General features: G+C 70.0%; 17 protein-coding genes and 2 pseudogenes. 12 read left to right on the forward strand and 7 right to left on the reverse strand.

What is annotated here, in order from left to right; translation table 11 throughout:
* From EES43_RS13455 to EES43_RS13465, 3 genes are all read left to right on the forward strand, one after another.
* The coding region (locus EES43_RS13455) for an RHS repeat domain-containing protein (RefSeq protein WP_164493170.1) at nt 1–3019 on the forward strand (3019 nt) is incomplete at its 5' end.
* Between the two features lie 10 nt (nt 3020–3029).
* Nucleotides 3030–3593: a hypothetical protein gene (locus EES43_RS13460; protein WP_124268949.1), complete on the forward strand. Its 564-nt coding sequence runs from the start codon at nt 3030–3032 to the stop codon at nt 3591–3593.
* Nucleotides 3594–3866: 273 nt separating this feature from the next.
* Nucleotides 3867–4178: an NIPSNAP family protein gene (locus tag EES43_RS13465; RefSeq protein WP_124268950.1), complete on the forward strand. Its 312-nt coding sequence runs from the start codon at nt 3867–3869 to the stop codon at nt 4176–4178.
* An 867-nt stretch (nt 4179–5045) separates the two neighbouring features.
* Here EES43_RS13465 and EES43_RS13470 read toward each other — a convergent pair.
* Together EES43_RS13470 and EES43_RS13475 are read right to left on the reverse strand one after the other, a co-directional pair.
* The gene (locus tag EES43_RS13470; RefSeq protein ID WP_124268951.1) at nt 5046–5258 is read right to left on the reverse strand and encodes a DUF4287 domain-containing protein; all 213 of its coding nucleotides are present in this window, start codon (nt 5256–5258) and stop codon (nt 5046–5048) included.
* 13 nt (nt 5259–5271) lie between these two features.
* Complete coding sequence (locus tag EES43_RS13475) at nt 5272–5991, reverse strand: DUF998 domain-containing protein (RefSeq protein ID WP_124268952.1); 720 nt, start codon at nt 5989–5991, stop codon at nt 5272–5274.
* A gap of 163 nt (nt 5992–6154) precedes the next feature.
* Here EES43_RS13475 and EES43_RS13480 point away from each other — a divergent pair, with 163 nt between their 5' ends.
* Together EES43_RS13480 and EES43_RS13485 are read left to right on the forward strand one after the other, a co-directional pair.
* Nucleotides 6155–6661, forward strand: coding sequence for an NUDIX hydrolase (locus EES43_RS13480; protein ID WP_124268953.1), 507 nt, complete (start codon nt 6155–6157; stop codon nt 6659–6661).
* Between the two features lie 44 nt (nt 6662–6705).
* Nucleotides 6706–8442 (forward strand): annotated as a pseudogene (locus tag EES43_RS13485) (RHS repeat-associated core domain-containing protein); the annotation flags it as partial.
* Nucleotides 8443–8950: 508 nt separating this feature from the next.
* Here the strand turns inward: EES43_RS13485 and EES43_RS13490 are convergent.
* Nucleotides 8951–10156: a serine hydrolase domain-containing protein gene (locus tag EES43_RS13490; protein ID WP_124268955.1), complete on the reverse strand. Its 1206-nt coding sequence runs from the start codon at nt 10154–10156 to the stop codon at nt 8951–8953.
* Between the two features lie 211 nt (nt 10157–10367).
* Here EES43_RS13490 and EES43_RS31315 point away from each other — a divergent pair, with 211 nt between their 5' ends.
* Nucleotides 10368–11834: a PA14 domain-containing protein gene (locus tag EES43_RS31315; protein ID WP_241192412.1), complete on the forward strand. Its 1467-nt coding sequence runs from the start codon at nt 10368–10370 to the stop codon at nt 11832–11834.
* A 242-nt stretch (nt 11835–12076) separates the two neighbouring features.
* Here the strand turns inward: EES43_RS31315 and EES43_RS13505 are convergent, their stop codons facing one another.
* The gene (locus EES43_RS13505; protein WP_124268956.1) at nt 12077–13528 is read right to left on the reverse strand and encodes a helix-turn-helix domain-containing protein; all 1452 of its coding nucleotides are present in this window, start codon (nt 13526–13528) and stop codon (nt 12077–12079) included.
* Between the two features lie 188 nt (nt 13529–13716).
* Here EES43_RS13505 and EES43_RS13510 point away from each other — a divergent pair, with 188 nt between their 5' ends.
* Nucleotides 13717–14406 carry a DUF4232 domain-containing protein gene (locus tag EES43_RS13510; protein WP_124268957.1) on the forward strand — a complete coding sequence of 230 codons (690 nt, stop codon included), beginning with the start codon at nt 13717–13719 and terminating at the stop codon, nt 14404–14406.
* Between the two features lie 7 nt (nt 14407–14413).
* Here EES43_RS13510 and EES43_RS13515 read toward each other — a convergent pair whose 3' ends face one another.
* Complete coding sequence (locus EES43_RS13515) at nt 14414–16093, reverse strand: cryptochrome/photolyase family protein (protein WP_124268958.1); 1680 nt, start codon at nt 16091–16093, stop codon at nt 14414–14416.
* Nucleotides 16090–16734, reverse strand: a complete 645-nt coding sequence (locus tag EES43_RS13520; protein ID WP_241192413.1) for a GNAT family N-acetyltransferase — start codon at nt 16732–16734, stop codon at nt 16090–16092. The genes EES43_RS13515 and EES43_RS13520 overlap by 4 nt, the downstream gene beginning before the upstream one ends.
* A gap of 169 nt (nt 16735–16903) precedes the next feature.
* On the opposite strand from EES43_RS13520, the pseudogene EES43_RS13525 reads away from it, so the two are divergent.
* Nucleotides 16904–17293: pseudogene (locus EES43_RS13525) on the forward strand (alcohol dehydrogenase catalytic domain-containing protein); the annotation flags it as partial.
* A 150-nt stretch (nt 17294–17443) separates the two neighbouring features.
* Here the strand turns inward: EES43_RS13525 and EES43_RS13530 are convergent.
* Entirely contained in the window at nt 17444–18655 is a 1212-nt protein-coding gene (locus EES43_RS13530) for a S8 family peptidase (protein WP_124268959.1), read from the reverse strand.
* Nucleotides 18656–19372: 717 nt separating this feature from the next.
* Between EES43_RS13530 and EES43_RS13535 the strand changes: the two genes are divergently transcribed.
* The 4 genes from EES43_RS13535 to EES43_RS13550 are packed head-to-tail and all read left to right on the forward strand — an operon-like array spanning nt 19373 to nt 21951.
* The gene (locus EES43_RS13535) at nt 19373–20614 is read left to right on the forward strand and encodes an ATP-binding protein (RefSeq protein ID WP_124268960.1); all 1242 of its coding nucleotides are present in this window, start codon (nt 19373–19375) and stop codon (nt 20612–20614) included.
* On the forward strand, nt 20611–21015 hold the full coding sequence (locus EES43_RS13540) for a roadblock/LC7 domain-containing protein (protein ID WP_124268961.1): 405 nt from the start codon (nt 20611–20613) through the stop codon (nt 21013–21015). Before EES43_RS13535 ends, EES43_RS13540 begins: the two co-directional genes overlap by 4 nt.
* A complete protein-coding gene (locus EES43_RS13545) occupies nt 21012–21386 on the forward strand; it encodes a DUF742 domain-containing protein (protein ID WP_124268962.1) in 375 nt (124 codons plus the stop codon). Before EES43_RS13540 ends, EES43_RS13545 begins: the two co-directional genes overlap by 4 nt.
* Complete coding sequence (locus tag EES43_RS13550; RefSeq protein WP_124268963.1) at nt 21361–21951, forward strand: GTP-binding protein; 591 nt, start codon at nt 21361–21363, stop codon at nt 21949–21951. The genes EES43_RS13545 and EES43_RS13550 overlap by 26 nt, the downstream gene beginning before the upstream one ends.
* Nucleotides 21952–21987: the final 36 nt, after the last annotated feature.

Raw genomic sequence — 21987 nt, forward strand, 5'->3', positions numbered from 1 at the left:
ACTCGCGCTGGCCGGGACGGGCGACGAGCCGGGCGGCCGGGCGGAACGGCCCGTCATGGCCTACGGCTACACGGACGGCAACCTCACCGAGGTCACCAAGCCCTCCGGCGCCACCCTCACCTTCGCGTACGACGACCACCACAGGATCACGGGCTGGGCCGACTCCAACGGCCGCCGCTACACCTACACGTACGACGATCAGCACCGGGTGACCTCCGAGGGCGGCGAGGCAGGCCACTTCCACGTCACTCTCGGCTACGGTCGGCCCGATCCTGCGACAGGGCACCGCACCACCACCCTGACCACCGCCGAGGGCCACACCACGCGCCACCTCGTCGGTGCGGGAAACCGTGTCCTCGCGACCACCGACCCGCTGGGCCACACCACCCGCTTCACGTACGACACCCGCGGCAACCGGCTCAGCCGGACGGACCCGCTCGGGCGGACAACCGTCTACGCCTACGACGAGGAGGGCCTGCTCTCCGCGCTCACCCGTCCCGACGGCAGCACGATCCGCGCCGAGCGGGACTCTTCGGGCCATGCGACCGGGATCACCGCACCCGGCGGAGCCCGCTGGCAGCAGGAGTTCGACGACCGGGGCAACCGAATCTCGGTCACCGACCCCGCCGGCCGGACCACGCGCTACACCTACGACGCTTACGGGCGCCCCGACACCGTCGTCGACGCAGCGGAGGAGGTCACGACCGTACGCTGCGACCGCGCGGGCCTGCCGCTGGAGGTGACCGACCCACTCGGCTCCACGACCCGCTACCGGCGCGACGTCTTCGGCCGTCTCCTGGAATCCATCGACGCTTCGGGAGCGGTCACCCGCTTCGAGTGGAACGCCGACGGCCTGCTCTCCCGCCGCATCGCGCCCGACGGCGCCGTCGAGTCGTGGACATGGGACGGCGAGGGCAACTGCCTCACCCACACCGACCCCGTGGGCCGCACCACCCGCTACGAGTACGGCCACTTCGATCTTCTCACCGCTCGAACCGGCCCGGACGGGTACCGCCACACGTTCGACCACGACGCGGAGCTCCGACTGACCCGGGTGACCAACCCGCAGGGACTGGAGTGGACTTACGCTTACGACCCCGGGGGCCGGGTGATCGCCGAGACGGACTTCGACGGGCGCGACCTCCGCTACGATCTCGACCCTCTCGGCCAGGTGGTCCGCCGCACCACGCCCCTGGACGAGACCATCGACTACGAACGCGACCACGCCGGCCGGGTGACCCGGAAGAGCGTGGACGGCCGGACCACCAGCTACGCGTACGCCCCCGGCGGCCAGCTGCTCCACGCCTCCGGCCCGGACGGGGACCTCAGCTACCAGTACGACCGCAGCGGCCGGGTCAAGACGGAGCTGGCAGACGGCCGGGTCACCACGCACGCCTACGACGCGCTGGGCCGCCGCACCCGCCGGGTGACCCCCAGCGGGCAGGTCACCACCTACACGTACGACGCGGCCGGGCAGCTCGTCCGGCAGACCAGCGGCGGTCACGAGGTGAACTTCGACCGGGACTCCGCCGGCCGCGAACTGGTGCGCCGGTTCGGCGAGATGCTCACGTTCACGACCGAGTGGGACTCGGCGGGACGCGTCGCCGGGCAGGAGACCTCGTCCGGTGCGCGGAGCCTCAACCGCCGCACGTACGACTACCGCGCCGACGGGATGCTGACCGGCGTCGATGACGCGCTCTCCGGACCCCGGCGCTTCGACCTCGACCCGGCCGGCCGCGTCACCGCGGTCCACGCGGACGGCTGGAGCGAGACGTACGCCTACGACGAGGCGGGCAACCAGACCGCGGCCTCGTGGCCCGCATCCATGCCCGGGCAGGAGGCTACCGGCCCGCGTACGTACACCGGAACCCGCATCACCCGTGCCGGCGACGTCCGTTACGAGCACGACGCCGCCGGCCGCATCGTCCTACGCCGGAAGACACGGCTGTCACGTAAACCTGACACCTGGCGCTACACCTGGGACGCCGAGGACCGCCTCACCGCCGTCGTCACCCCGGACGGCACCCGGTGGCGCTACCGCTACGACCCGCTCGGCCGCCGGACGGCGAAGCAGCGTCTCGCTCCCGACGGCACCACCGTCGCCGAGCACACCACCTTCACCTGGGACGGCAACACCCTCTGCGAACAGACCACCACCGCCACCGGCCTGCCCCACCCGGTCGTCCTCACCTGGGACCACTCCGGGATGCGTCCGCTGGCCCAGACCGAACGCATCACCACGGCCGATGCCTCCCAGGAAGAAGTGGACCGGCGCTTCTTCGCCATCGTCACCGATCTCGTCGGCACACCCACCGAACTGGTCGACGAGTCCGGTGACATCGCCTGGCGCTCGCGCACCACGTTGTGGGGAACCACCACGTGGTCGCGCACCTCCACCGCCTACACCCCTCTGCGCTTCCCCGGTCAGTACTTCGATCCGGAAACGGGTCTGCACTACAACTACTTCCGCCACTACGACCCGGAGACCGCCCGTTATCTGACGCCGGACCCACTCGGGCTCGTACCCGCACCGAACCCCGCGACCTACGTCAACAACCCTCACACCTCGGCCGACCCCCTCGGACTCGCGCCCGTCGGATGCCCGGACGAGACGGTGACGGTCTACCGCAAACAGACAGACCATCCGCTGAGCCGGCGCGTCCATATCGGCGACAACGGCGAGGTGACGATCACCGGGCACGGCAAGCTGTACCTCAATATGAGCGGGGACATGAAGCACACCGTTGAATTCCGTTCGGACGGCGGACAGATCGTGTCGTACGAAGTCCGCAAGTCGTACCGTGACTCCATTCACGAGAATGCGCTTCCACAGAACAAGGCAGACCATCCTGACGGTGACGCATTCACCCGGCAGGAATGGAAAGCGCTTCTGAAAGAGTATCCAGAGATCTCGGACCCCACCAAGGGTCCGCACCTGTACGGAATTCCCGACAAAATGCTCGACGGGTTGAGGGATGCTATTGTCCCCGGATCGGGACGCGTAGTCCAAGAAGGGTGATCCTCCTCAAATGATGCACACCAGCGACAGCCTGGCCGCCGAACTCCAGAGGCTCCGGGATCGCCCGAGTGCCGATGCCGCGCCCCCCGTCCTCTCCCTCTTCGTCATCGACGTCCAAGGGGACGTCGCGGAGTACGCACGGTGCCTGCGGTCGGTGCTCTCACCCGCCGTGCGGCTGGGCGGCACCGCGGACTTCGAGCAGGAGAGCCTCCCGGTCGACGATGTTCCGGACTGGTTCGCCGCTGTAAGTTCGCAGAACCCGGAGCGTGCCCCGCAGTTCGCACAGGCCGGGCGCGACCGGTATGCGGAACACACCGGGGGCGGTCGGCCATGGGAACTGCAGGACTGGTTGTACCGCTTCGACCCCGACGAGGACTCCCGCGGCTGGGAGTGGTGGGACGCCACACCGGCCGGACCGTCCCGGGTCCACATCTGGGTGGACAGCTGGGGGGAGTCCTTCTTCGGGTGCCAGGATCTGCTCTGGGCCGCTTACGCGGCGGGCGCGGTCCGCATCGACGGTCCTGCGGTTCAGAATTCCACCGTGTGGTCGGCGGAGCGGAACCCCACGCGCTGAGGCGGCCACCTGCCCGAGCCCCACGGTGGCGGGTGCGGCACCACCGAGTTGAACAGCCGCCCACGCAGAACGCTCGGCTGGGAAACCCAGCCGGGCGTCTCGCTGAGCTCCTGGCCACAGCCAGTCGACCACTGCGTTGCTGTTGCTACGACCCCTGGAATTCGCCAACGGGTGGGGGATTCTTCGTGTCCGCTGGGTCACATCCGTGCCGGATGCGCTGGCCTACGGCCCCGGTCTCACTGATGCCTGTCCGCGACACGGCATCATGCAAGCATGATCACCATTCACCTGAAGTACGAGATCGACGCCGACAAGCTTGAGGATTTCGAGGAGTACGGTCGCCGCTGGGTCCGGCTCGTCAACCGGTTCGGCGGGACGCACCACGGCTACTTCCTGCCGAGCGAGGGCGACAGCGACATCGCCTACGCCTTGTTCTCCTTCCCCAGCCTGGCCGCGTATGAGCGGTACCGCTCGGACAGCATGTCCGACCCTGAGTGCCAACAAGCGTTCGAACTGGCTCGTGAGACCCGCTGCATCAAGCGCTACGAGCGCCGTTTCCTCAGGCCGCTGGACGGCCTGTCCTAGGCCGGCGGAAGGTACGCGGCGAGATCCCGCCGCACGGCTGAGCCCAGCGCTGCGATGACGGCTGCTGTCGTGGAGTTCACGGTTTCGGTGTAACGCGTCGCAGCGAACAGCCGGCGGAGGATCGGATGATCGCCGATGGGCGCGTACGGATTCCGGAGGTCGCCGGGCCGATGCCCTCCGAGAGGGGAGCGCGATGGCGAGGCCGGCTCTGCGAGGGTGAGCCGGCCGGCGATATCGCCCGGAAGGCATCGGCTGTACTGGTCATGCGGCGACTGGCCCGGAATCATCGCCTCGGACGCTGAGACCTCCAACAGTCTCGAAGGACCGCAGGCGGTCGCCGACCACGGTCTGCCCGGTACGCGTCGCGCGCAGCCTTCGAAAGATCCTTACTGCTGGAGGATCGCCCCAATGTTGAAGTCCTGATTCTTCAGAGCGAATTGGTGATCCTGTAGTAGGCCCGGTTGGAACGAGTGCGGCCACCGCGTGAACATCGGGCGTTGTCCGGACTCCTGAGGACCGCGCGGTGGCTGCGGGCCATGGCCTTGACCCTGCCCGTCGGTAGACGAGGTCGAATCAGGTTATGACCCGGATCGCGGGCCGTTTCGGGTGAGTTGAGCGGACGGCGGACACTCCTGCCCATCTACTCGGATGTCGTCGAGTGTCGAGCGGAAGACCTGCTGACGGCTGGTGCGCTACGCACGCTGGGGTGCCGAGGCCGTCCGTCGGCGGTGTCTGTGTTCATCGAATCCTCCGGCGACCGCATCGCGGGCATCATCACCGCCTCCCGCGAAGCGCCCCTCTGTTCCTACTGTTCCGCTTGTCGGAGAGCAGTTGCGTGACGAAGCCGGCCTCGACGTCCCGGCCTGATCACTTGTCGCTGTCCTCGGCAAGGGTGTGAGCGACGAGGGCGTTGGCGTGACCGTGGCCGAGCCCGTGCTCGGACTTGAGCCAGTTGACCAGCTCCAGGTGTTTGGTCAACGGGGAGGAGCGGATGAGATCCTTCCACTCGGCGATCGGACGGCCGTACTTCTTCTCGATGGCCGGAAAGTAACTGGCAGGACCCTTCACAGCACCGGTCATGGGTGCCTCCGTTTCATGTCGGAATGATCTTTGTGGTGACGATGACGCCTGCGGGAACGGCGGTCGGCTTACGGTCGGCCGGAGCGCCGGCCAGCCGAGCCGTCACCGCGCTCAGCCACAGCAGGCCGAGGCCGGCACCGACGGTGAACGCCAGGACGGAGGCGGCCGAGGCCATGAACCCGGCGAGGACGGCCACGGGTACGACGCGGGACGCGACCGCCCAGCCGCGGAGGCCGCGGGCGGCGAGCGGACGGGCCAGGACGACGAACGCGGCGCACAGGGCGAGGTAACCGATCATCCCGGCGGCCATGTGGACCGCCCCGTGCCCGCTCATCGCGGTCGCCTCGGGCGTCCCGGCGGGAAAGCCTGCCCCGGCGTCGGCCGGAAAGGCCGCCGCAGCCCAGAAGGAGACGCCGAACACGCCGACCAGAGCCGGCCCCCACGTCCCCCCGGGGCCATCGCGCAGCGCCCGCCGCAGTCCGGCCGCGCCGGCGATCAGCAGCACACCGGTAAGCAGGAAGCTCACCGTCTGGATCCAGCCCCAATCGCCCAGGGCCAGCTGGCTGATCGCGTTCCGCGTGAAGTCGAAACCGTCCCCCACGAAGCCCCGGAAGAGTCCGACCGCCAGGAACAGCGGCCCCGCCACCACACCACCGGCCACAGCCCAACGCGCCCCCAACCGTGACGTGGGCGCAGAAAGGATGTGGCGGAGCGCGGTGAGCCTGTCGGTCATGGCGGGCCTTCCTCGCTTCGATGGTGTCGCCCCTATGACCGACGGCAAGGGGCGGAGTCATCGCTCCAGCCGGTGTGTGCTGGATCACACCGCGGTCGGGCCGCGCTTCACGCTCGCGCGGACCGGTGGCGCCGGGCGCAGCCGATGCTGAAGTATCGGGGCCATGGGCGAACTTGTGGATCGTGTCGACGAGCGTGACCGAGTCATCGGCGTGGTGGACCGAAGCGAGGCTGTGGCGGCCGGATGGCTGTACCGCATGTCCATGGTGCTCTGCCGGGACGCGGCGGGTCGCTATCTCGTGCACCGGCGGCCCGAGAGCAGCTCACGCTTTCCGGGCGAGTACAGCTGGCTGGTGGCCGGTGCCGTGGGGGCGGGGGAGTCGTACGCGCAGGCTGCGCGCCGTGAACTCCGCGAGGAGATGGGGGTTCGGGCTCCGGTCCGGCCGCTGTTCACATTCCTGTGTCGGGGCGAGCTGAGCCCGTACTGGTTCGCGGTGCATGAAGCCACCGTGGATCAGGGGCGGATAGCTCCGCAGGCGACCGAAGTAGCCTGGCATGGCTGGCTGTCCGGCACCGAGCTGAGGGACGCGATGACGAGCTGGAAGTTCGTCTCGGACAGTCGGGATGCCTACAACCGCTACCTGGAACTGGCCACGGACACCCCGCAGTGAGCTGTGCGGGTCACGTGGGGTTCGTACCACAATTCCCACGAAGCTCAGAGCGCGAGACGACCCGTCGATTCGGTGACGCGCTGACTGTCGAGCTCGCGTACGACCCGGTGGGCCGCCTGGCCGACCAGCGCGTCCGCACGACGGGTGACCGGATCATCCAGCGCCGCTCGTACACGTACCGTGCCGACGGACACCTCGACTCGGTCGATGAACTGACCAGCGGGCACAGGCGGCTGGAGGTCTCCGGCGACGGGCGGGTCACCGGCGTCACCGGTGTCACTGGCCTTACCGGCGTCACCGGCGTCACCGGCGCCACCGCGGAGAACTGGTCGGAGCGGTACGCGTACGACGAGGCGGGCAACCAGACCAGCGCCTCCTGGCCCGGCTCGGACGAGGCCACCGGACCGCGCGAGTACGCCGGCACCCGCATCACCCGCGCAGGCCGCTTCCGTTACGAACACGACGCCCAAGGCCGGGTGGTCGTGCGGCAGAAGGTCCGCCTCTCCCGCAAGCCCGAAACCTGGCGCTACGGCTGGGACGCCGAGGACCGCCTGGTCTCGGTCACCACACCGGACGGTACGCGCTGGCGCTACCTCTACGACGCCCTGGGACGCCGCACCGCCAAGCAACGCCTTTCAACGGACGGAGCGACGGTTGCCGAGGAGGTGGTCTTCACCTGGGACGGCGACACCCTGTGCGAACAGAGCACCTCGATGGCCGGCTCCGCCGACTCCGTCGCCCTCACCTGGGACCACGACGGCGTGAAGCCGATCACCCAGGTGGAGCGGCGGCTCGTGGACCAGGCGGAGGTCGACCGCCGCTTCTTCGCGATCATCACCGACCTCGTCGGCACGCCTCGTGAACTCGTCGACGAGCAGGGCGAGGTGGCCTGGCACACCCGCGCAGCCCTGTGGGGCACCACCTCGTGGAACCGCGACGCCGCCGCGTACACCCCGCTGCGCTTCCCGGGCCAGTACTTCGACCCCGAATCCGGCCTCCATGACAACCGCCACCGCCATTACGACCCCGACGCGGGCCGCTACCTCTCCCCCGACCCTCTCGGCCTGGCCCCGGCCCCGAACGCGGTCGCGTACGTCGACGACCCGACACGGTGGATCGACCCGCTGGGGCTGGCGGGGTGCCCGCACCGGGGCGGGGAGCACCGGCACAGTGTGGTGCTGAGGGTGAACCGTCCTGGTGGAAATTCCAACAACCTCGCCGCGCACCTGCGCAATATTGGGGACCCAGGCGCCCACACATACAATGACAGCAACTACGGCGACGAAGAGCCTGGGGGTCCCGTATGGATGACCAACGTCGCCTCTGCCGTGAATGATCGCGATACGACACTTTCCATAACTCTGGACGGAATGCCTAACCGGTCCGGAGATTCCGGCAATTGGAATACACCGGAAACCATTATCGAAGCATTTAGAGTAGCCGTGGAGCGTGGGGATAACTTCGGCCTGGGCAACAGAGATCGATGGCCGGACGCGGGCAACGGCACGGCATGGGAGATGAGCGTGGTGGCCCGTGCGGTTCGAGCCTACGAAACAGACGTGGCTGACGGTTACGCCGACCCGGACGGGCGCCCACGGGAAGAAATATCCTGGTATTCAGGAAATGCGAGAATTCATATCGATAAACCAGACATCATGGAATTGAACCCCGAGTACCTCAGACTCAAGAGAGCAAGCGAATGGCAGCTGAGATTGGCGACGGCGTTCCCGAGTCAGTCACCAGGGAGTGGCAAAGCGTACTGTCGGAACCATCCACCGTGATTGACCCGACCCTTTCACGAGCGGCCTACGAGAATCCAAAACTGTGTTCACTTTTTCCGCTCATCAGTCACGGATCTCTTCAGTTCAGCCGCTGCACGCGGTACCCGTGGTCCCGAGACGTTCCCTCCCTCTTCAGGCGGCGCTACGGGCGCTTCTCTGTCATTCGCCTGTGGGAGACGGGTGAGTCCGGTCTTCGCGAAGTAGGTGTGGCGGACACCGCATCGGAGACAGTCGCGCTACTTGCCGCAACCTTGCCCGAAGACTGGGGCCCCGCAATCGAGGGAACAGCTGACGACCTGTGATACCGACTTCCTCATGTCAGCAGGGTCGGTCCCCCCGTCTCAGGCGGCCTGGTGGGCTTGGCAACACCTGCACCAAGCCCAGTGACCTGAAGATGCCGACCGTGGGTCGCCTTCGGATGCCGATCGCTTGACCGAAGCGTCAACCCGTCCCGCGGCGGCGGCTCGACCGGCGCGGAACGCTCCGTGTCCGGTCGGCGCGGTGCCCCCTAACGCGGGCCGACTCCGCCGTCGTAGACGTTGTTCGGGGTGACGATTTGAGTCACGGCCCGGGCCAGCAGCGTGGAGGGTTCCTGGCCTCCGCTGAGGGAGTCCGTGTTGATCATGATGACCAGGGTGGCCTTCTGCGAGGGCAGGTAGATGGTCACGGTCTCGTACCCCGGCAGCGAGCCGTTATGACCGATCCAGCCGCCGGTCTCGAAGATGCCCAGGCCGTAGCTGAGGCCGGGGAAGGTGGTCGGCAGCGTCTTGAGTCGCTGCGCCTGGGTCTCGGGGCTGAGCAGCTTTCCGGTGGCGAGGATCTCGGCCCAGCGGCGCAGGTCGTGCAGATCGGAGATCATCGCACCGGCGGCCCATGCCCAGCTGGGGTTCCAGTGCGTGGCGTCCTCGGTCCTGCCGCTCAGCGTCTGGTCGGTGTAGCCGTGCGCGTGCGGCCTCGGGAACTCGGGACCCGTCGGGAAGAGCGTCTTGCGCAGATGGGACGGGCGGAGCACCCGGTCGCGGATGAAGTGCTCCAGTCGCTGTCCGCTGACCTTCTCGATCACCAGGCCGAGCAGGATGAGGTTGGTGTTGGAGTACTGGAACTCCGCGCCCGGTTCGAAGGTGTTCTTGTGCTTCATGCCGTACGCCAGCAGTTCCCGCGGGGTGTAGGAGCGGTACGGGTCGCTCAGCAGGTCGTGCACGAAGTCCGCGTCCGCGGTGTACGGGAACAGGCCGCTGCGCATCTCGGCGAGCTGGCGGAGCGTGATCCGGTCGCCCTTGCGCACGCCGGGTACGTAGGCGGAGATCGGGTCGTCCAGCCCGATCCGGTGTTCGTCGACGAGTTCGAGCAGGGCGGTAACCGTGAAGGTCTTGGTCTCGCTGCCGATCCGGATGTACGAGTCCGCGGCCATCGGCGCACCCGTGACCTTGTTGGCGACGCCTGTCGCGCGGACGTAATCGCCCTTCCCCGGCATCCACAGTCCGACGACGACGCCGGGAATGCCGGCCTGCTCGCGGACGTCCTCGATGGCTTTGTCCAGCCGGGCGCTCAGCACCGGATCGAGGCATTTCCCGGCACATGTGTCGTACTGGTGGTCGGCCTGGTCGGCACCCGCGGCGTGGACCGCCGGAGTGGGAGCCACTGCCATCGGGGCCAGCACGGAGGCCACGAGCAGCGTCGCGGCGAACAGACGTCGGGCAGTGGTGCGTCGCATCTCGAAGCGCCTCTTCCAGGTCGGTGAGCGGAGCGCCACATCACCATCCGGGCTCCAGGCGGAAGGCACCGTCCGTTGCGCGCTCCGGCGAGTCCACTCGTTCGGAGCCCCGCCGGCCACCGGGGCGGCCCTGGACCGCAGGCGGAGGGAAGCCCTGGACGCGTCGTCGTGCAACCTTCCTCTCCGCTCGCGGGTCTCCACGCTGTACGTCATGCCCATAACAGCGCGGAAGGTCCTCGTGCATCACAAGAGTCTTGTCGCCGCCTCGATCGGGGGCGGTCTGTCCGCCGTCGTCCTCGGCGGCCTGCTCGCCGCCGCTCCGCAGGCGGTGGCGGCCGGAGCCGGTTGCTCGGCCGACGTCTACCAGCGGACGTTCTACAAGAACACCTCGTTCTCCGGCTCGCCGGTGCGGACCGACTGCGACAGCGCCATCAGCCAGAGCTGGTCCGGCAGCCCCGCCTCCGGTGTTCCGTCGAACGACTTCGGCGTCCGCTGGTCGGTCACCCGCGACTTCGGTTCCGGCGGGCCGTTCACGTTCTCGGCCTCCGCCACCGACGGCGTCCGCGTCTACCTGGACGGGGTCCGCACCGTCGACCTGTGGAAGGGCACCGGTGACACCGCCCGCTCCAAGAGCGTCAACCTCACCGTTCCCGCGGGCAGGCACACCCTCCGCGTCGACTACGTGAACTGGTCGGGCGCCGCCAAGGTGAAGTACTCCTACGGCCCGCGCACCTCGGCCACGTACGACCGGACCAAGCCGCTCGCCCCCGCAGGCGTGAAGACCGCCTACAACACGGCGAACCGCAGGACCACCGTCTCCTGGACCGCCAACAAGGAGATGGATCTCGCGAGCTACACCCTCTACCGGCGTCCCGTCGGTTCGAGCACCTGGACGAAGGTCACCACGACCACCGCCCGCAGCCACACCGACCCGCTGGTGAACCCCGACGACCGCACGCCCTACTACTACGAGGTGCGCGCCAAGGACAAAGCGGGCAACACCTCGTCGGGCAGCACGGACACCGTCGTCCAGCCGCTGCCCGTCGTCGCCTCGGTGACCGGCGTCTACGACCCGGCGACGCGCAAGGTCACCCTGAAGTGGCCCCTCAACACCGAGCCGCACTTCGACCGCTACACCGTTCTCAGCAACGACAAGGTGGAGGGCTCGTTCGTCTGGGTCCCCCTCGGCACCACCCGGGGCAACACCTGGACGACCGAGCCGATCACCCCCGACGGCGAGTGGCGCCACTACCGCGTCCTCGTCACCAACGACGGCGGCACCACCACCTACAACCCGCGCTATCTGGTGGCCAGCGCCACCAACGAGCTCTGGCTCGGCATCCCCGACGGCATCGCCCCCGCCTACGCCCCCCGGCTCGCCCTCGGCACCTGCGCGGGCGGCATCCGGGCGACCGCCATCGACGACATGCCGGCCCCGATCCGCGACTTCACGGGCTTCGAGATCGAGCGTCGCGCGGTGGGCGCGGACACGTGGTCGGTCGTCCTGCACCAGCCCTACGACCCGCGCTCCGGTAGCGCCACGGCCACCGTCTGCGACCCTCGCCCCGCCGACGGCGGCAGCTACGAATACCGCGCCCGCAGCTACGACCAGGCCGGGAACCTGTCGCCGTACAGCGAGGTCCAGACCGTGACCATGCGGGGGAACGCGACGCCGTGAGCCGGGCGGCCGGCTGACGTCGGGCCGTCACCCGTGGTCGGACCCGTGCCCCGTCATCCGGCGCGGATACGCGGTGGGGCGCGGGCCCTTCGTCCGGCGCGGATACGCGGTGGGGCGCGGGCCCCTTCGTCCGGCGCGGGCCCCGTCGTCCGCTCAGACGCTGTCCGGTGCGTCCTTCGTGTCCGGTGCGATCGTCGTCCACAGGCTGTGGACGACGATCCGCCGACCGGGGCGGCGGCCGGTCAGTACTCCCGCTCGATCCACTCCCCGCCGCCCAGGGGGTAGTCGTACCCCGGGCGGCCCGCTCCGGCGCTCGTGCGGAACGGGCTGCCGTCGTCGTCGATGCGCAGCGTTCCGCGACGGTCTCCGCTGGACCACTCCAGGCTGAGGTCCCAGCGGACGTCGTGCGCCAGGGTGTTCGCCGTGATGAAGAAGACCTGCGGTTCGGACTCGCTGACCGTGTACGGGAAGTCGCCCTGGTCCCCCTGCGGCTTCACCACCGGACTGCCGTCGTCGAGGTCGAGTCCGAACGACGCGGTGTCGACACGGCCTCCGCAGCCGACGCCCATCGCGTAGTCGTTCCAGGCGAGCGGTGCGCCCTTGGTGACGATGCGGACGTACAGCTTCTCCAGGACGACCGTCTCCCGCCCGGTCCCCTGAACGGTCAGGGCGACCCGCTGCTCACCTGAGGAGACCGCCCCGTAGGCGGCGGCCCAGCGCGGCGCGTCCTGTTCGTTCGCCGGCGGCCCGACCTGCTCGGGCTCGCTGTCGACCAGGAAGTGCTGGCTGCACGGGCTCTCGTAGACGTACGGCCGGGAGGTGACGTTGAACGGCGGGGCCCCGTCGTTCTTCTCGGCGGGCTCGTCCGCCCTCCGGTCGCCGCTCCTCACCGAGCCGGGCCCTCCTCCGACGCCCGTACCGGCGGCGGGGGCAGGGGCGGAAGCGGGCGGCGTACGGCTCCGGGCGCTCGGAGAGGGCTTCGTGGAGCTCGGAGCCGGAGCCGAGGGTTCCACCCTGTCCACCGCGCCGCTCCTCGGGATGAGGGACTTGACCGCGCGGTCGTCCGTCTTCTCGGCCTCACCGAAGGGCACGTTGGCGGCGAGCCCCACGACTGCCAGCACGGCCACTGCCGTGGCGGCGCCGATCAGCGCGCGGTCGCGGCCCCGGCGCAGTCGGGGCCTGTGCCGGAGGCGGGCGACGACCAGTTCGCTGTCGGCATGCTGGATCTCGCGTGTGGCCTGTGCGGCGTGTGCGGGCTGGGTCGCTGGTGCGGCCTGTGTGGTCTGTGCGGGCTGGGTCGCTTGTGCGGCCTGGCTCGCTTGTATGGCCCGCGCGTCTGTTTCGCGCGTCGCCGCTCCGGCCGGAGCCTGCGCTTCCCGGGCCGTGGCGGGCGCGTTCCTCACGCGGTCCGCCCGGGTCTGGTCCGGCCTGTTCCGTCGCTCGTGGTCCGCGAGGATCCAGCGGCGGTGCAGCTCCACCAGTTCCTCCGGCGTCGCCCGGCAGGCCCGCGCCAGGCGCTCCACCGGCGCGTACTCGGTGGGCACGGCGCTGCCGTTGCAGTAGCGGTGCAGCGTCGATGTGCTCGTGTGCAGTCGTTTGGCCAGCGCCCCGTAGCTCAGCCCCGAGCGGTCCTTCAGCTCCCGCAACAGCGCCGCGAACTCGCCCGTCTCCCGGGCTCCGTTCGCCTCAGGCACTCGTCCCACCGTCCCCCCACGTCCCGTTCACCCATTCCAGGAACACCGCATTCCCCCTGCTCACAGCCCGTTTCGGCGTTCCAGTGTCCCTGACTCGCCGCTGTCCGTGGCGGTCGGGACGGATCACCCCGCAAGCTCCAGTCATCCAACACACCACACCGACCCGTACCTCGAAGGGGCGCACCCACATGTCCGTCATCCGGAACTCCCGCACCCGTTTCCTGACCGCTGCCGCGACCGTCACGATCGCCGCTCTCTCCCTGACGGCGTGCGACGACGGAACGGGTACGCGGAGCGAGGGCCCGGCGGACGGTTCGCACTCCTCCCGCCCGTCCGACGCCGGATCGACCGCCTCCGGTTCCGGCGGCTCCGGTTCCGGCGGCTCCGGTTCCGGCGGCTCCGGTTCCGGTGAGGCCGTGCCGACCGCCGTCGTCTCCGACTCCGCCGCCAGGACGGTCACCTGCGAGGGCTCCACCACCAAGACGGTCGCGGCCCCGCTGAACCGTCCTGTCAACCACATGCTCCTCACCGTCACCAACACCGGAACCACGTCCTGCTTCCTGTACGGCTACCCGGCCCTCCGCTTCGGGCAGGCGCAGTCGGTGCCGCCGGTCATCGAAGCCTCCAAGCCGCAGGCGGTCGTCACGCTGGAGCCGGGCGAGTCCGGTTACGCCTCCGTGAGCCTGTCCTCCACCGACGGCAGCGGCTCCCACGGGTCGACGGAGAAGTCCCTGACGGTCTACTTCCAGGGCCGTTCCGGCAACGAGAGCGTCGGCAAGGGCGCCAACCCCTCGCTGCCCGCCAAGGGCGTCTACATCGACGACTCGCTCAAGGTCACGTACTGGCAGCAGTCGATGGGCGACGCCATCGACTGGTGACCGGTCGTCACGGTGGAGCGGCTCCCCGCCGCTCGGTCGCTTCCAGCAGTTCCGGCAGGTCCTTGAGGCGGTCGAGGCCCTTGACCGCGCGGGCGGTGCGGTGGTTGGCGGCGAGCCGGGTGCGGTGGCGGTGGAGGAAGGCCCAGTATCCGGCGGTGTAGGGGCAGGCGTGGTCGCCGGTACGGTCGGAGGGGCGGTAGGCGCAGGGCCCGCACAGGTCGCTCATCCGGTGGATGTACGCGCCGCCGGACGTGTACGGCTTGGTCGTCATGAGTCCGCCGTCGGCGTACTGCGACATGCCGACGACGTTGGGCAGCATCACCCAGTCGTAACCGTCCACGAAGCAGCGGTGGAACCAGTCGGTGACCGCCGCCGGGTCCCAGCCGTCCTGAAGGGCGCGACTGCCGAGCACCATCAGGCGGGGAATGTGGTGCGTCCAGCCGGTGTCCCGTACCTGCGCGAGCACGGTGGACAGGCAGTTCGCGGTGACCGCGTCCGCGTCCAGTTCGAGGAACCAGTCCGGCAGAGGCGCGGTGTGGCGGAGGGCGTTGCGGTGGCGGTAGTCCTCGCCGAAATGCCAGTACAGGTGCCATACGTACTCGCGCCAGCCGGCGATCTGCCGGACGAAGCCCTCGACGCTGTTGAGCGGTGCGTCGCCGGACCGGTAGGCCCGTTCGGCGCGCTCCACGCACTCGGCCGGGTCGAGGAGGCCGAGGTTCAGCGGTGCGGACAGCAGGCTGTGGCTCATCACGGGGTCGCCCGCGAGCATGGCGTCCTCGTAGCGGCCGAAGTCCGGGAGCCGGTGGGCGATGAAGTGGCGGAGCGCGGCCAGCGCCTCGCGCCGGGTGGCGGGAAAGCGTCGCGGGCCGTCGCGGCCGACGAAGGAGACGACGCCGTCGCGCTCCCAGCGGTCGAGGTCGCGGCGGACCTCCTCGTCGATGACGTCCTCCTTCGGCTGCCAGGGGGCGCGGACGTCGAGGGATTCGGCTCCTCGGGGCGGGGGCTCGCGGTTGTCGTGGTCGAGGTTCCACCGGCCTCCCGCCGGTTCCTCGCCGTCCATCAGGAGGTCGTGCCGTCCGCGCACCCAGCGGTAGAAGCCCTCCAGGCGCAGGCTCTGCCCTTCGCCCTTTCCTCTTCCTTCGTTTCCTTCGTTTCCTTCGTCTTCTTCGTTTCCCTTGTTTCCCTTGTTTCCCTTGTTTCCCTTGTTTCCTCTGTCCCCAGGACCCGTTCCGGCCGCCCATGCGGCGAAGTCGTCCTGGGTCACCAGGAATCCCCTCGCCGGAAGGACCTCCACGCCGTCCAGAGCGGCGACGAAGTCCCGGGCCCGGCGCGAGGTGGGGTGGCCGACCGTCAGCCGGTCGCCGTGGCCGTGCTGCCGTCGGGCTTCGTCCGTGTCCTGCCCGCCTCGCCCTCGGCCGCGCGCGGGTCGTCCCAGGATCTGCTCCAGGCCCTCGGTGTACGTCTCCGCCCGGACGTAGGTGACGCGGTCGCCCAGTTCGGCGGCACGGTGCCGCATCGCGGACAGCACCAGGTGGGCCTTGGCACGGTGGAAGCGGCGTCGGCGCAGCACCGAGCGTGCCTCGATCATGAGTACCGGCGCGCTCCGGTCGGGACCGCCGTGGCGGGGATCGAGAAAGTGCGGGCCGAGTTGGTCCCCGAAGATCCAGTGAGGGCGTGGCGTCGTCATGGGCTTCGCCTCCGTGTCCCGTCCGTCCTGCCTGTCACGTCCGTCACGTCCGTCACGTCCGTCCTGCCCGTCCTGCCCGTCTCGCTCTTCTCGTCCGTCCCGGCCGGCCCGCCCACGTCCAGGTCCAACGCGAAGTGCAGCGCGCCTATCGTCATCCTTCTGGCGTGGTAGAAGCGGTGCGCCTCGACGTTCGTGGTGCCGGAGTCCAGTTCCACGCGCACGCAGCCCGCCGCTCGGCCCCGGTCCTCCAGTTCCGCCAGCAGGCGGGCTCCGACACCCCGGCCCCGTGCCTCCGGCGCCGTCACCAGGTCGTCGACGAAGAGCACCCGGCCCCGGCTCGTGGCCAGGACGCGGTGGGTGGCGACTCCCAGGGCCCGGCCCGTCGCCTCGTCGTAGCCGACGGTGAACCGCAGGCCCCGTGCGTGCGCCTCCCGCGCGAAGGCGGTGAACGCCTCGGCCGTCAGCGTGGGCCGCAGCGTCCGGATCAGCGGTGCCACATCGGCCGTCATACGCGGGTCCTCGGCCACGATGTCGGTCAGCGTCAGCGTCTGGGGCTGGAGCTGGGTGTGAGGCTGGGGCTGAGTGTGAGGCTGGGGCTGAGTGTGAGGCTGGGGCTGCGTCTGCGGCTGGGTCCGGGTCACGGCGTCATCGTAGGAGCGCGGCCCCCGTGCCGCCCCCGTCCCGCGCCCAGCGCCGCCCACAGGTCCCCACCGCCCGTCGCCCGTCGCCCGCCGCCCGCCGCCCGCGACCTGACAGACAATCCGGTCAGGTGGCGACGGGGCACCGAGGCCGGTGCCAGACTCCGGCACCATGCTCGCCGCTTACATCGAACAGCTCGGCGCTCCCGGCACCATCCGTTACGGCGAACTCCCGCCGCCCGTCGCGCGGGCGGGCGAGGTGGTGGTGGACGTGCGGGTCGCCTCCGTCAACCACGTCGACACCTTCGTCCGTTCCGGGGCCTGGCGTACGCCGCTGACCTTTCCCTTCGTCATCGGCCGCGACCTGGCCGGCACCGTCGCCGAAACCGCGCCCGGTACCGGATTCGAGGTCGGGGAGCGCGTGTGGTGCAACAGCATGGGGCACGCCGGCCGGCAGGGCGCGGCGGCCGAGCGGGTCGCCGTACCCGCCGATCGCCTCTACCGGCTGCCCGACGAGGTGAACCCCGAGGACGCCGTCGCGCTGGCGCACCCCGCCGCCACCGGGTTGTGGCCGGACCCCTGGCACGGAGGGTGACCCGCGCGGGGGAACGCTCACCCTCCGTGCATCCACTCCGCCCGTCCGAGCCCGGACGACGTGGGCCGGGGGCCCGTACGGGCACGAGTCCCGTACGCGCCCCCGGCCGTCGTGCCGTTACGGGACGAGCCGGAGCAGCTTGTTCGGGGAGCCGGTTCCGATGGAGGTGAGGACGTTGGGGGTCGCGCCGTTCACGAGGGCGGTGGCGACGGCGGCCGGGGAGGCGCCGGGGTGGTCGGTCAGGTAGACGGCGGCGGCGCCGGAGACGTGCGGCGCGGCGAAGGAGGTGCCGTTGCCGGTGAAGGTGGCGCTGTCGTTGGTGTTCCAGCCGGCGGTGATGTCGGAGCCCGGCGCGAAGAGGTCGACGACGGGGCCGTGGTTCGAGTAGGCGGCCTTGGCGTCGGTCCTGGTGGTGGCGCCCACGGTGATCGCCGTGTCCACCCGGGCCGGAGAGTAACCGGCGGCGGGGGCACCGGAGTTGCCGGCCGCGATGGAGTAGGTGACTCCGGAGGCGATCGACCGGCGCACGGCGGCGTCCAGCGTCGGGCTGGGGCCGCCGCCGAGCGAGACGTTGGCGACGGAGGAGGCGACGTGGTTGGCGGTGATCCAGTCCACCCCGGCGATGACGCCGGCCGTGGTGCCGGACCCGTTGTTGTCGAGCACCCGCACGGCGACGATCTTCGCCTTCTTGGCGACGCCGTACGTCGTTCCCGCGGCGGTGGTGGCGACGTGCGTGCCGTGGCCGTAACCGTCCTGGGCGACGGCGTCGTTGTCGACGAAGTCGTAGCCGTAGGAGGCGCGGCCGGCGATGTCCTGGTGGGTGATGCGCACCCCGGTGTCCAGGACGTAGATGGTCGTGCCGACGCCGCCCGTATCGGGGTAGGTGTAGGTGCCGTTCAGCGGGAGGTTCGCCTGGTCGATCCGGTCGAGGCCCCAGGGTGCGTTGGTCTGGGTGGCGGTGGAGTGGACCGTGCGGTCCTGCTCGACCGAGGCGACCGCCGGGTCGGCGGCGAGCCGCCTGGCCTCGGCGCTGCCGAGCGTGGCGGCGTAGCCGTTGAGCGCGGCGGTGTAGGTGCGCTGGACCTTCCCGCCGTAACCGGCTATCAGCTGCCTGCCCCGCGTCGCGGACGCCGCGAAGCCGGCCGTCGGCTTCAGCGTGACGATGTAGCTTCCGGGCACGGACCCGGCCGCCCCCGCGTGCAGGACTCTGCCTTCCGGCTGGGCCGCCTGGGCGGGTAAGGCCGCTCCTGCTCCGACTGTCAGCGCCACGGTGGTGGCGGTGGCGATCGCCGCGGCGATCCGGCGGCCGGTGGTGCGTACTGCTGCCATCGAGAGCCTCCTCGAACGGGGCGCGGCCCCACGGGTGGGGCCGTGCCCTGCGGTTGCGGCCCACGGGATCGGCGGGCCGCGTCCGACGATGGCGCGGGGCGTTCGGGCCGGGCAAGCGATGCCATGACGCTGCCGTGATGCTGTCATGCCCGCGCCACAGCGTTCACGGCATGCCACTCCGCCGCCACACCCGGCAACGCGGACGACGCACCGGCTCCACGAAGGACGGGAAGCGGATGTGCCGTACGCCGCTCGAATCTTCCTCGCCCCGGTGGCACTTGGGGCCTGCTCGACCGAAGCACCGCCTGCCGAAGCCGCTCTGATGCGTCGACAGCACGGCTCGGACCCGGGTCGCGGCCTTCTCGCGCCAGGGCCGAAAGATCGTCGCCCGTCGGAAGGATGGCGGAAAAGCGACGGAAGTGCGGCGTGAAAGTGCCGGAATTCCGCCTTCCGGATCAACTCGATGTGAACGTTCTGCGGTGAGTGGCAACTGGCGCGGCACTCTTGACATTTCGCCAGTCTGCCAATGATAAGATCATCTCACTTCCAGTGGGCTGATGGCGTATGGGGGCATTCCGGGAGGGATGAATTCCTCGGCCCCACCTTCGGAGGGGCACTCCCGAAGACGGCGCAACGGGTCCGGCGAAGCCGAACCACCCCCGCGCCATCCGACGGAGCGTCAAGCCGTTTCCAGCCATGGCACTTGAAGTGAGTCTCATGACCTTTCCACAGGGCCCCGTCACCTGGGCGCTGGTTGTCGTAGCACTGGTCGCCGTGGGTGCCGTCCTGCGAGCTCGCGCGACCAACATCACCTTGCGCCGAAGAAACACCGAACTCAGCGGTGAGCGGGACACGCTCCTGCGCCAGCGTGACGAACTCCACGTCCTCCACAACGGGCTGCTCCAGCGCCAGACCGCCGAACTGGCCGAGGTGCGCAAGGACGCCGAGGAAGAGACCAAGGCCGTCCTCAAGGCCGCCGTCCGCACCCTCCAGGGACTCGCGGACGAGCAGCAGGTCGTGATCGAGAAGGCCCAGCGCAAGTACGGCGACGACCCCGGGATCCTCGCGGACCTGATGGCCGTCGACCACGCCAACAGCCAGTTCGGGCGGCGCGCACAGGGCATCGCGGTGCTCTGCGGCGGCTGGCTCGGCCGGCGCGAGACCGTGGCGTCCGTCTTCGACGTGGCCCGCAGCGCCCAGGGACGCATCCGCCATTTCGACCGGGTGCGCGTCAACGGCCAGGTGAACTTCTCCGTCGTCAGCCGGGCCGTGGAACCGGTGGCCGTGGTGCTGGCCGAGCTGCTGGCCAACGCGACCAACTACTCCGCACCCGGGACCCCGGTCGAGGTCAACATCCAGGCCGTGCCGACGGGCGTCTGCCTCATCGTCGACGACGCCGGTCTCGGCATGGGCCAGGAGGAGAAGGACCGCGCGGCGGGGCTCCTCTCCCCCCAGGCCGCCATCAGCGTCTCCAGCCTGGGCATCCCGCCGCAGTTCGGGTTCGCCGTCTCCGGAATGCTCGCCGCGCGCTACGGGTTCCGGGTCTCGGTGGACTCCGTTTCCCCCTATGGAGGCGTACGCGCGGTGGTACTCATCCCCGACGAACTGCTCACCACCGAGGCTCCGCCCGCCGCGGTGCCCGCCGAGGCGCACGAGATCCCCGCGGCCCTCCCGCCGCAGATCCCGCGCGCCGACCACCGGCAGGCCCCGGCGCCCACCCCGCTCTTCCCACCCACCCAGCAGCCGGACACGACCACCCAGCCGCTGGCCCAGATCACCACCACCGCCGGGGGACTGCCCAAGCGTCGTCGCAAGAGTCCGGTGTCCGCGGTACCCCCGTCGGAACCGCGGCCGACGAGCAGCAGCGAGGTGACCGCATCCCGCCTCGGCGCGTTCCAGCGCGGGACGCGGTCCGGGCGTGACACGACGACGACCACGGAAGGACCCGAGCTCCAGTGAACCCCGATCTCACCTGGGTACTCAACGATGTTCTCCAGGTACCCGGCGCCCGGCACGCCATCCTGGTGTCCGCGGACGGACTGCTGCTGGCCAACTCCAGCGAGATCGGCCGGGACGACGCGGAGACCGTCGCGGCTGCCATGAGCTCCATGCAGTCGCTGAGCCGGGCCGTGGCCCCGTTCATCGGAACCCGCGACCCCGGCCGCTGGCGCCAGACGCTCCTGGAGTACGAGGACGGCTGGATCTTCCTGATCGCCGCGGGCACCGGCGCCTACCTGGCGGCCACCGCCGCGGCCGACGTCGACATGGAAGCGATGTCCTTCCGGATGCAGCAGCAGGTCACCGCGCTGGGGAAGGCGATGACCACGCCGCCCCGCCAGAGCGCGGGCAGCGAGATATGACGGCGCCGGGCGAGGAGCAGCAGGTCAGCAGCGGGTTCGTCCGGTCCTACGTCATCACCGGCGGGCGAGGGCTGCCCGACGCGGAGGATCTGACCCTCGTCACGCTGGTCACCCTCGCTCCCGACCGGCAGCCGCCGCCGAACGCGAGCCCCGAGGTCCGGGCGATCTGGGAACTGTGCGCCGGCGGCTACCTGTCGGTGGCCGAGGTGGCCGGCCACCTCGGCCTGCCGGTCGGGGTCGCCCGGCTGCTGCTCCAGGACTTAAGCCAGCAGGGACACCTGCTGCGCCGCAAGGCGCCGCCACCGGCTCAGCTCGTTGACAGGAAGATCCTCGAAGAGGTGTTGCATGGACTCCAGGTCCGGTTCGGCTGAGAACATCTATGTCCCGGACGCCGTGCGGCGTGCGGCGAAGATCCTCGTCGTCGGGCACTTCGCCGTGGGCAAGACGACCCTGATCGGCACGCTCTCCGAGATCACCCCGCTGCGCACCGAGGAGCGGATGACCCAGGCCGCGGCCCAGGTCGACGACCTCCGCGGCGCGCCCGACAAGAAGACCACCACGGTCGCCCTGGACTTCGGGCGGCTGACCCTCAGCGACGAGCTGGTGCTGTACCTGTTCGGTACGCCGGGGCAGCAGCGGTTCGTCGAGCTGTGGGAGGACATGGCGCGCGGTTCGCTCGGCGCGCTGCTCCTGGTCGACCCGGCGCGGCTCTCCGACACCTTCCCGGTCATCGACCTGGTCGAGACGTACGGACTGGAGTACGCGGTCGCGGTCAACAGCTTCGACCCGTACTCGCGCCACGCCGAGGACGAGCTGCGCGAAGCGCTCGACCTGCTGCCGGACACCCCGGTCGTCTACTGCGACGCCCGGGACCAGAACTCCTCCGCGCAGGCCCTGATCACGCTGGTCCGGCACCTCCTGTCGCACGCGGCCTGACCGACGTACCCCCCAAGCCCGAAGCCGGGGCGCGAG

It is taken from the genome of Streptomyces sp. ADI96-02 (assembly GCF_003846185.1).
Taxonomy (GTDB): domain Bacteria; phylum Actinomycetota; class Actinomycetes; order Streptomycetales; family Streptomycetaceae; genus Streptomyces.

Bases quoted from the DNA above. Each gene is read 5' to 3' on its own strand.
- EES43_RS13460 (WP_124268949.1), top strand. From the start codon at position 3,030: ATGATGCACACCAGCGACAGCCTGGCCGCCGAACTCCAGAGGCTCCGG.
- EES43_RS13465 (WP_124268950.1), top strand. From the start codon at position 3,867: ATGATCACCATTCACCTGAAGTACGAGATCGACGCCGACAAGCTTGAG.
- EES43_RS13470 (WP_124268951.1), bottom strand. From the start codon at position 5,258: ATGACCGGTGCTGTGAAGGGTCCTGCCAGTTACTTTCCGGCCATCGAG.
- EES43_RS13475 (WP_124268952.1), bottom strand. From the start codon at position 5,991: ATGACCGACAGGCTCACCGCGCTCCGCCACATCCTTTCTGCGCCCACG.
- EES43_RS13480 (WP_124268953.1), top strand. From the start codon at position 6,155: ATGGGCGAACTTGTGGATCGTGTCGACGAGCGTGACCGAGTCATCGGC.
- EES43_RS13490 (WP_124268955.1), bottom strand. From the start codon at position 10,156: ATGCGACGCACCACTGCCCGACGTCTGTTCGCCGCGACGCTGCTCGTG.
- EES43_RS31315 (WP_241192412.1), top strand. From the start codon at position 10,368: ATGCCCATAACAGCGCGGAAGGTCCTCGTGCATCACAAGAGTCTTGTC.
- EES43_RS13510 (WP_124268957.1), top strand. From the start codon at position 13,717: ATGTCCGTCATCCGGAACTCCCGCACCCGTTTCCTGACCGCTGCCGCG.
- EES43_RS13515 (WP_124268958.1), bottom strand. From the start codon at position 16,093: ATGACGACGCCACGCCCTCACTGGATCTTCGGGGACCAACTCGGCCCG.
- EES43_RS13530 (WP_124268959.1), bottom strand. From the start codon at position 18,655: ATGGCAGCAGTACGCACCACCGGCCGCCGGATCGCCGCGGCGATCGCC.
- EES43_RS13535 (WP_124268960.1), top strand. From the start codon at position 19,373: ATGACCTTTCCACAGGGCCCCGTCACCTGGGCGCTGGTTGTCGTAGCA.
- EES43_RS13545 (WP_124268962.1), top strand. From the start codon at position 21,012: ATGACGGCGCCGGGCGAGGAGCAGCAGGTCAGCAGCGGGTTCGTCCGG.
- EES43_RS13550 (WP_124268963.1), top strand. From the start codon at position 21,361: ATGGACTCCAGGTCCGGTTCGGCTGAGAACATCTATGTCCCGGACGCC.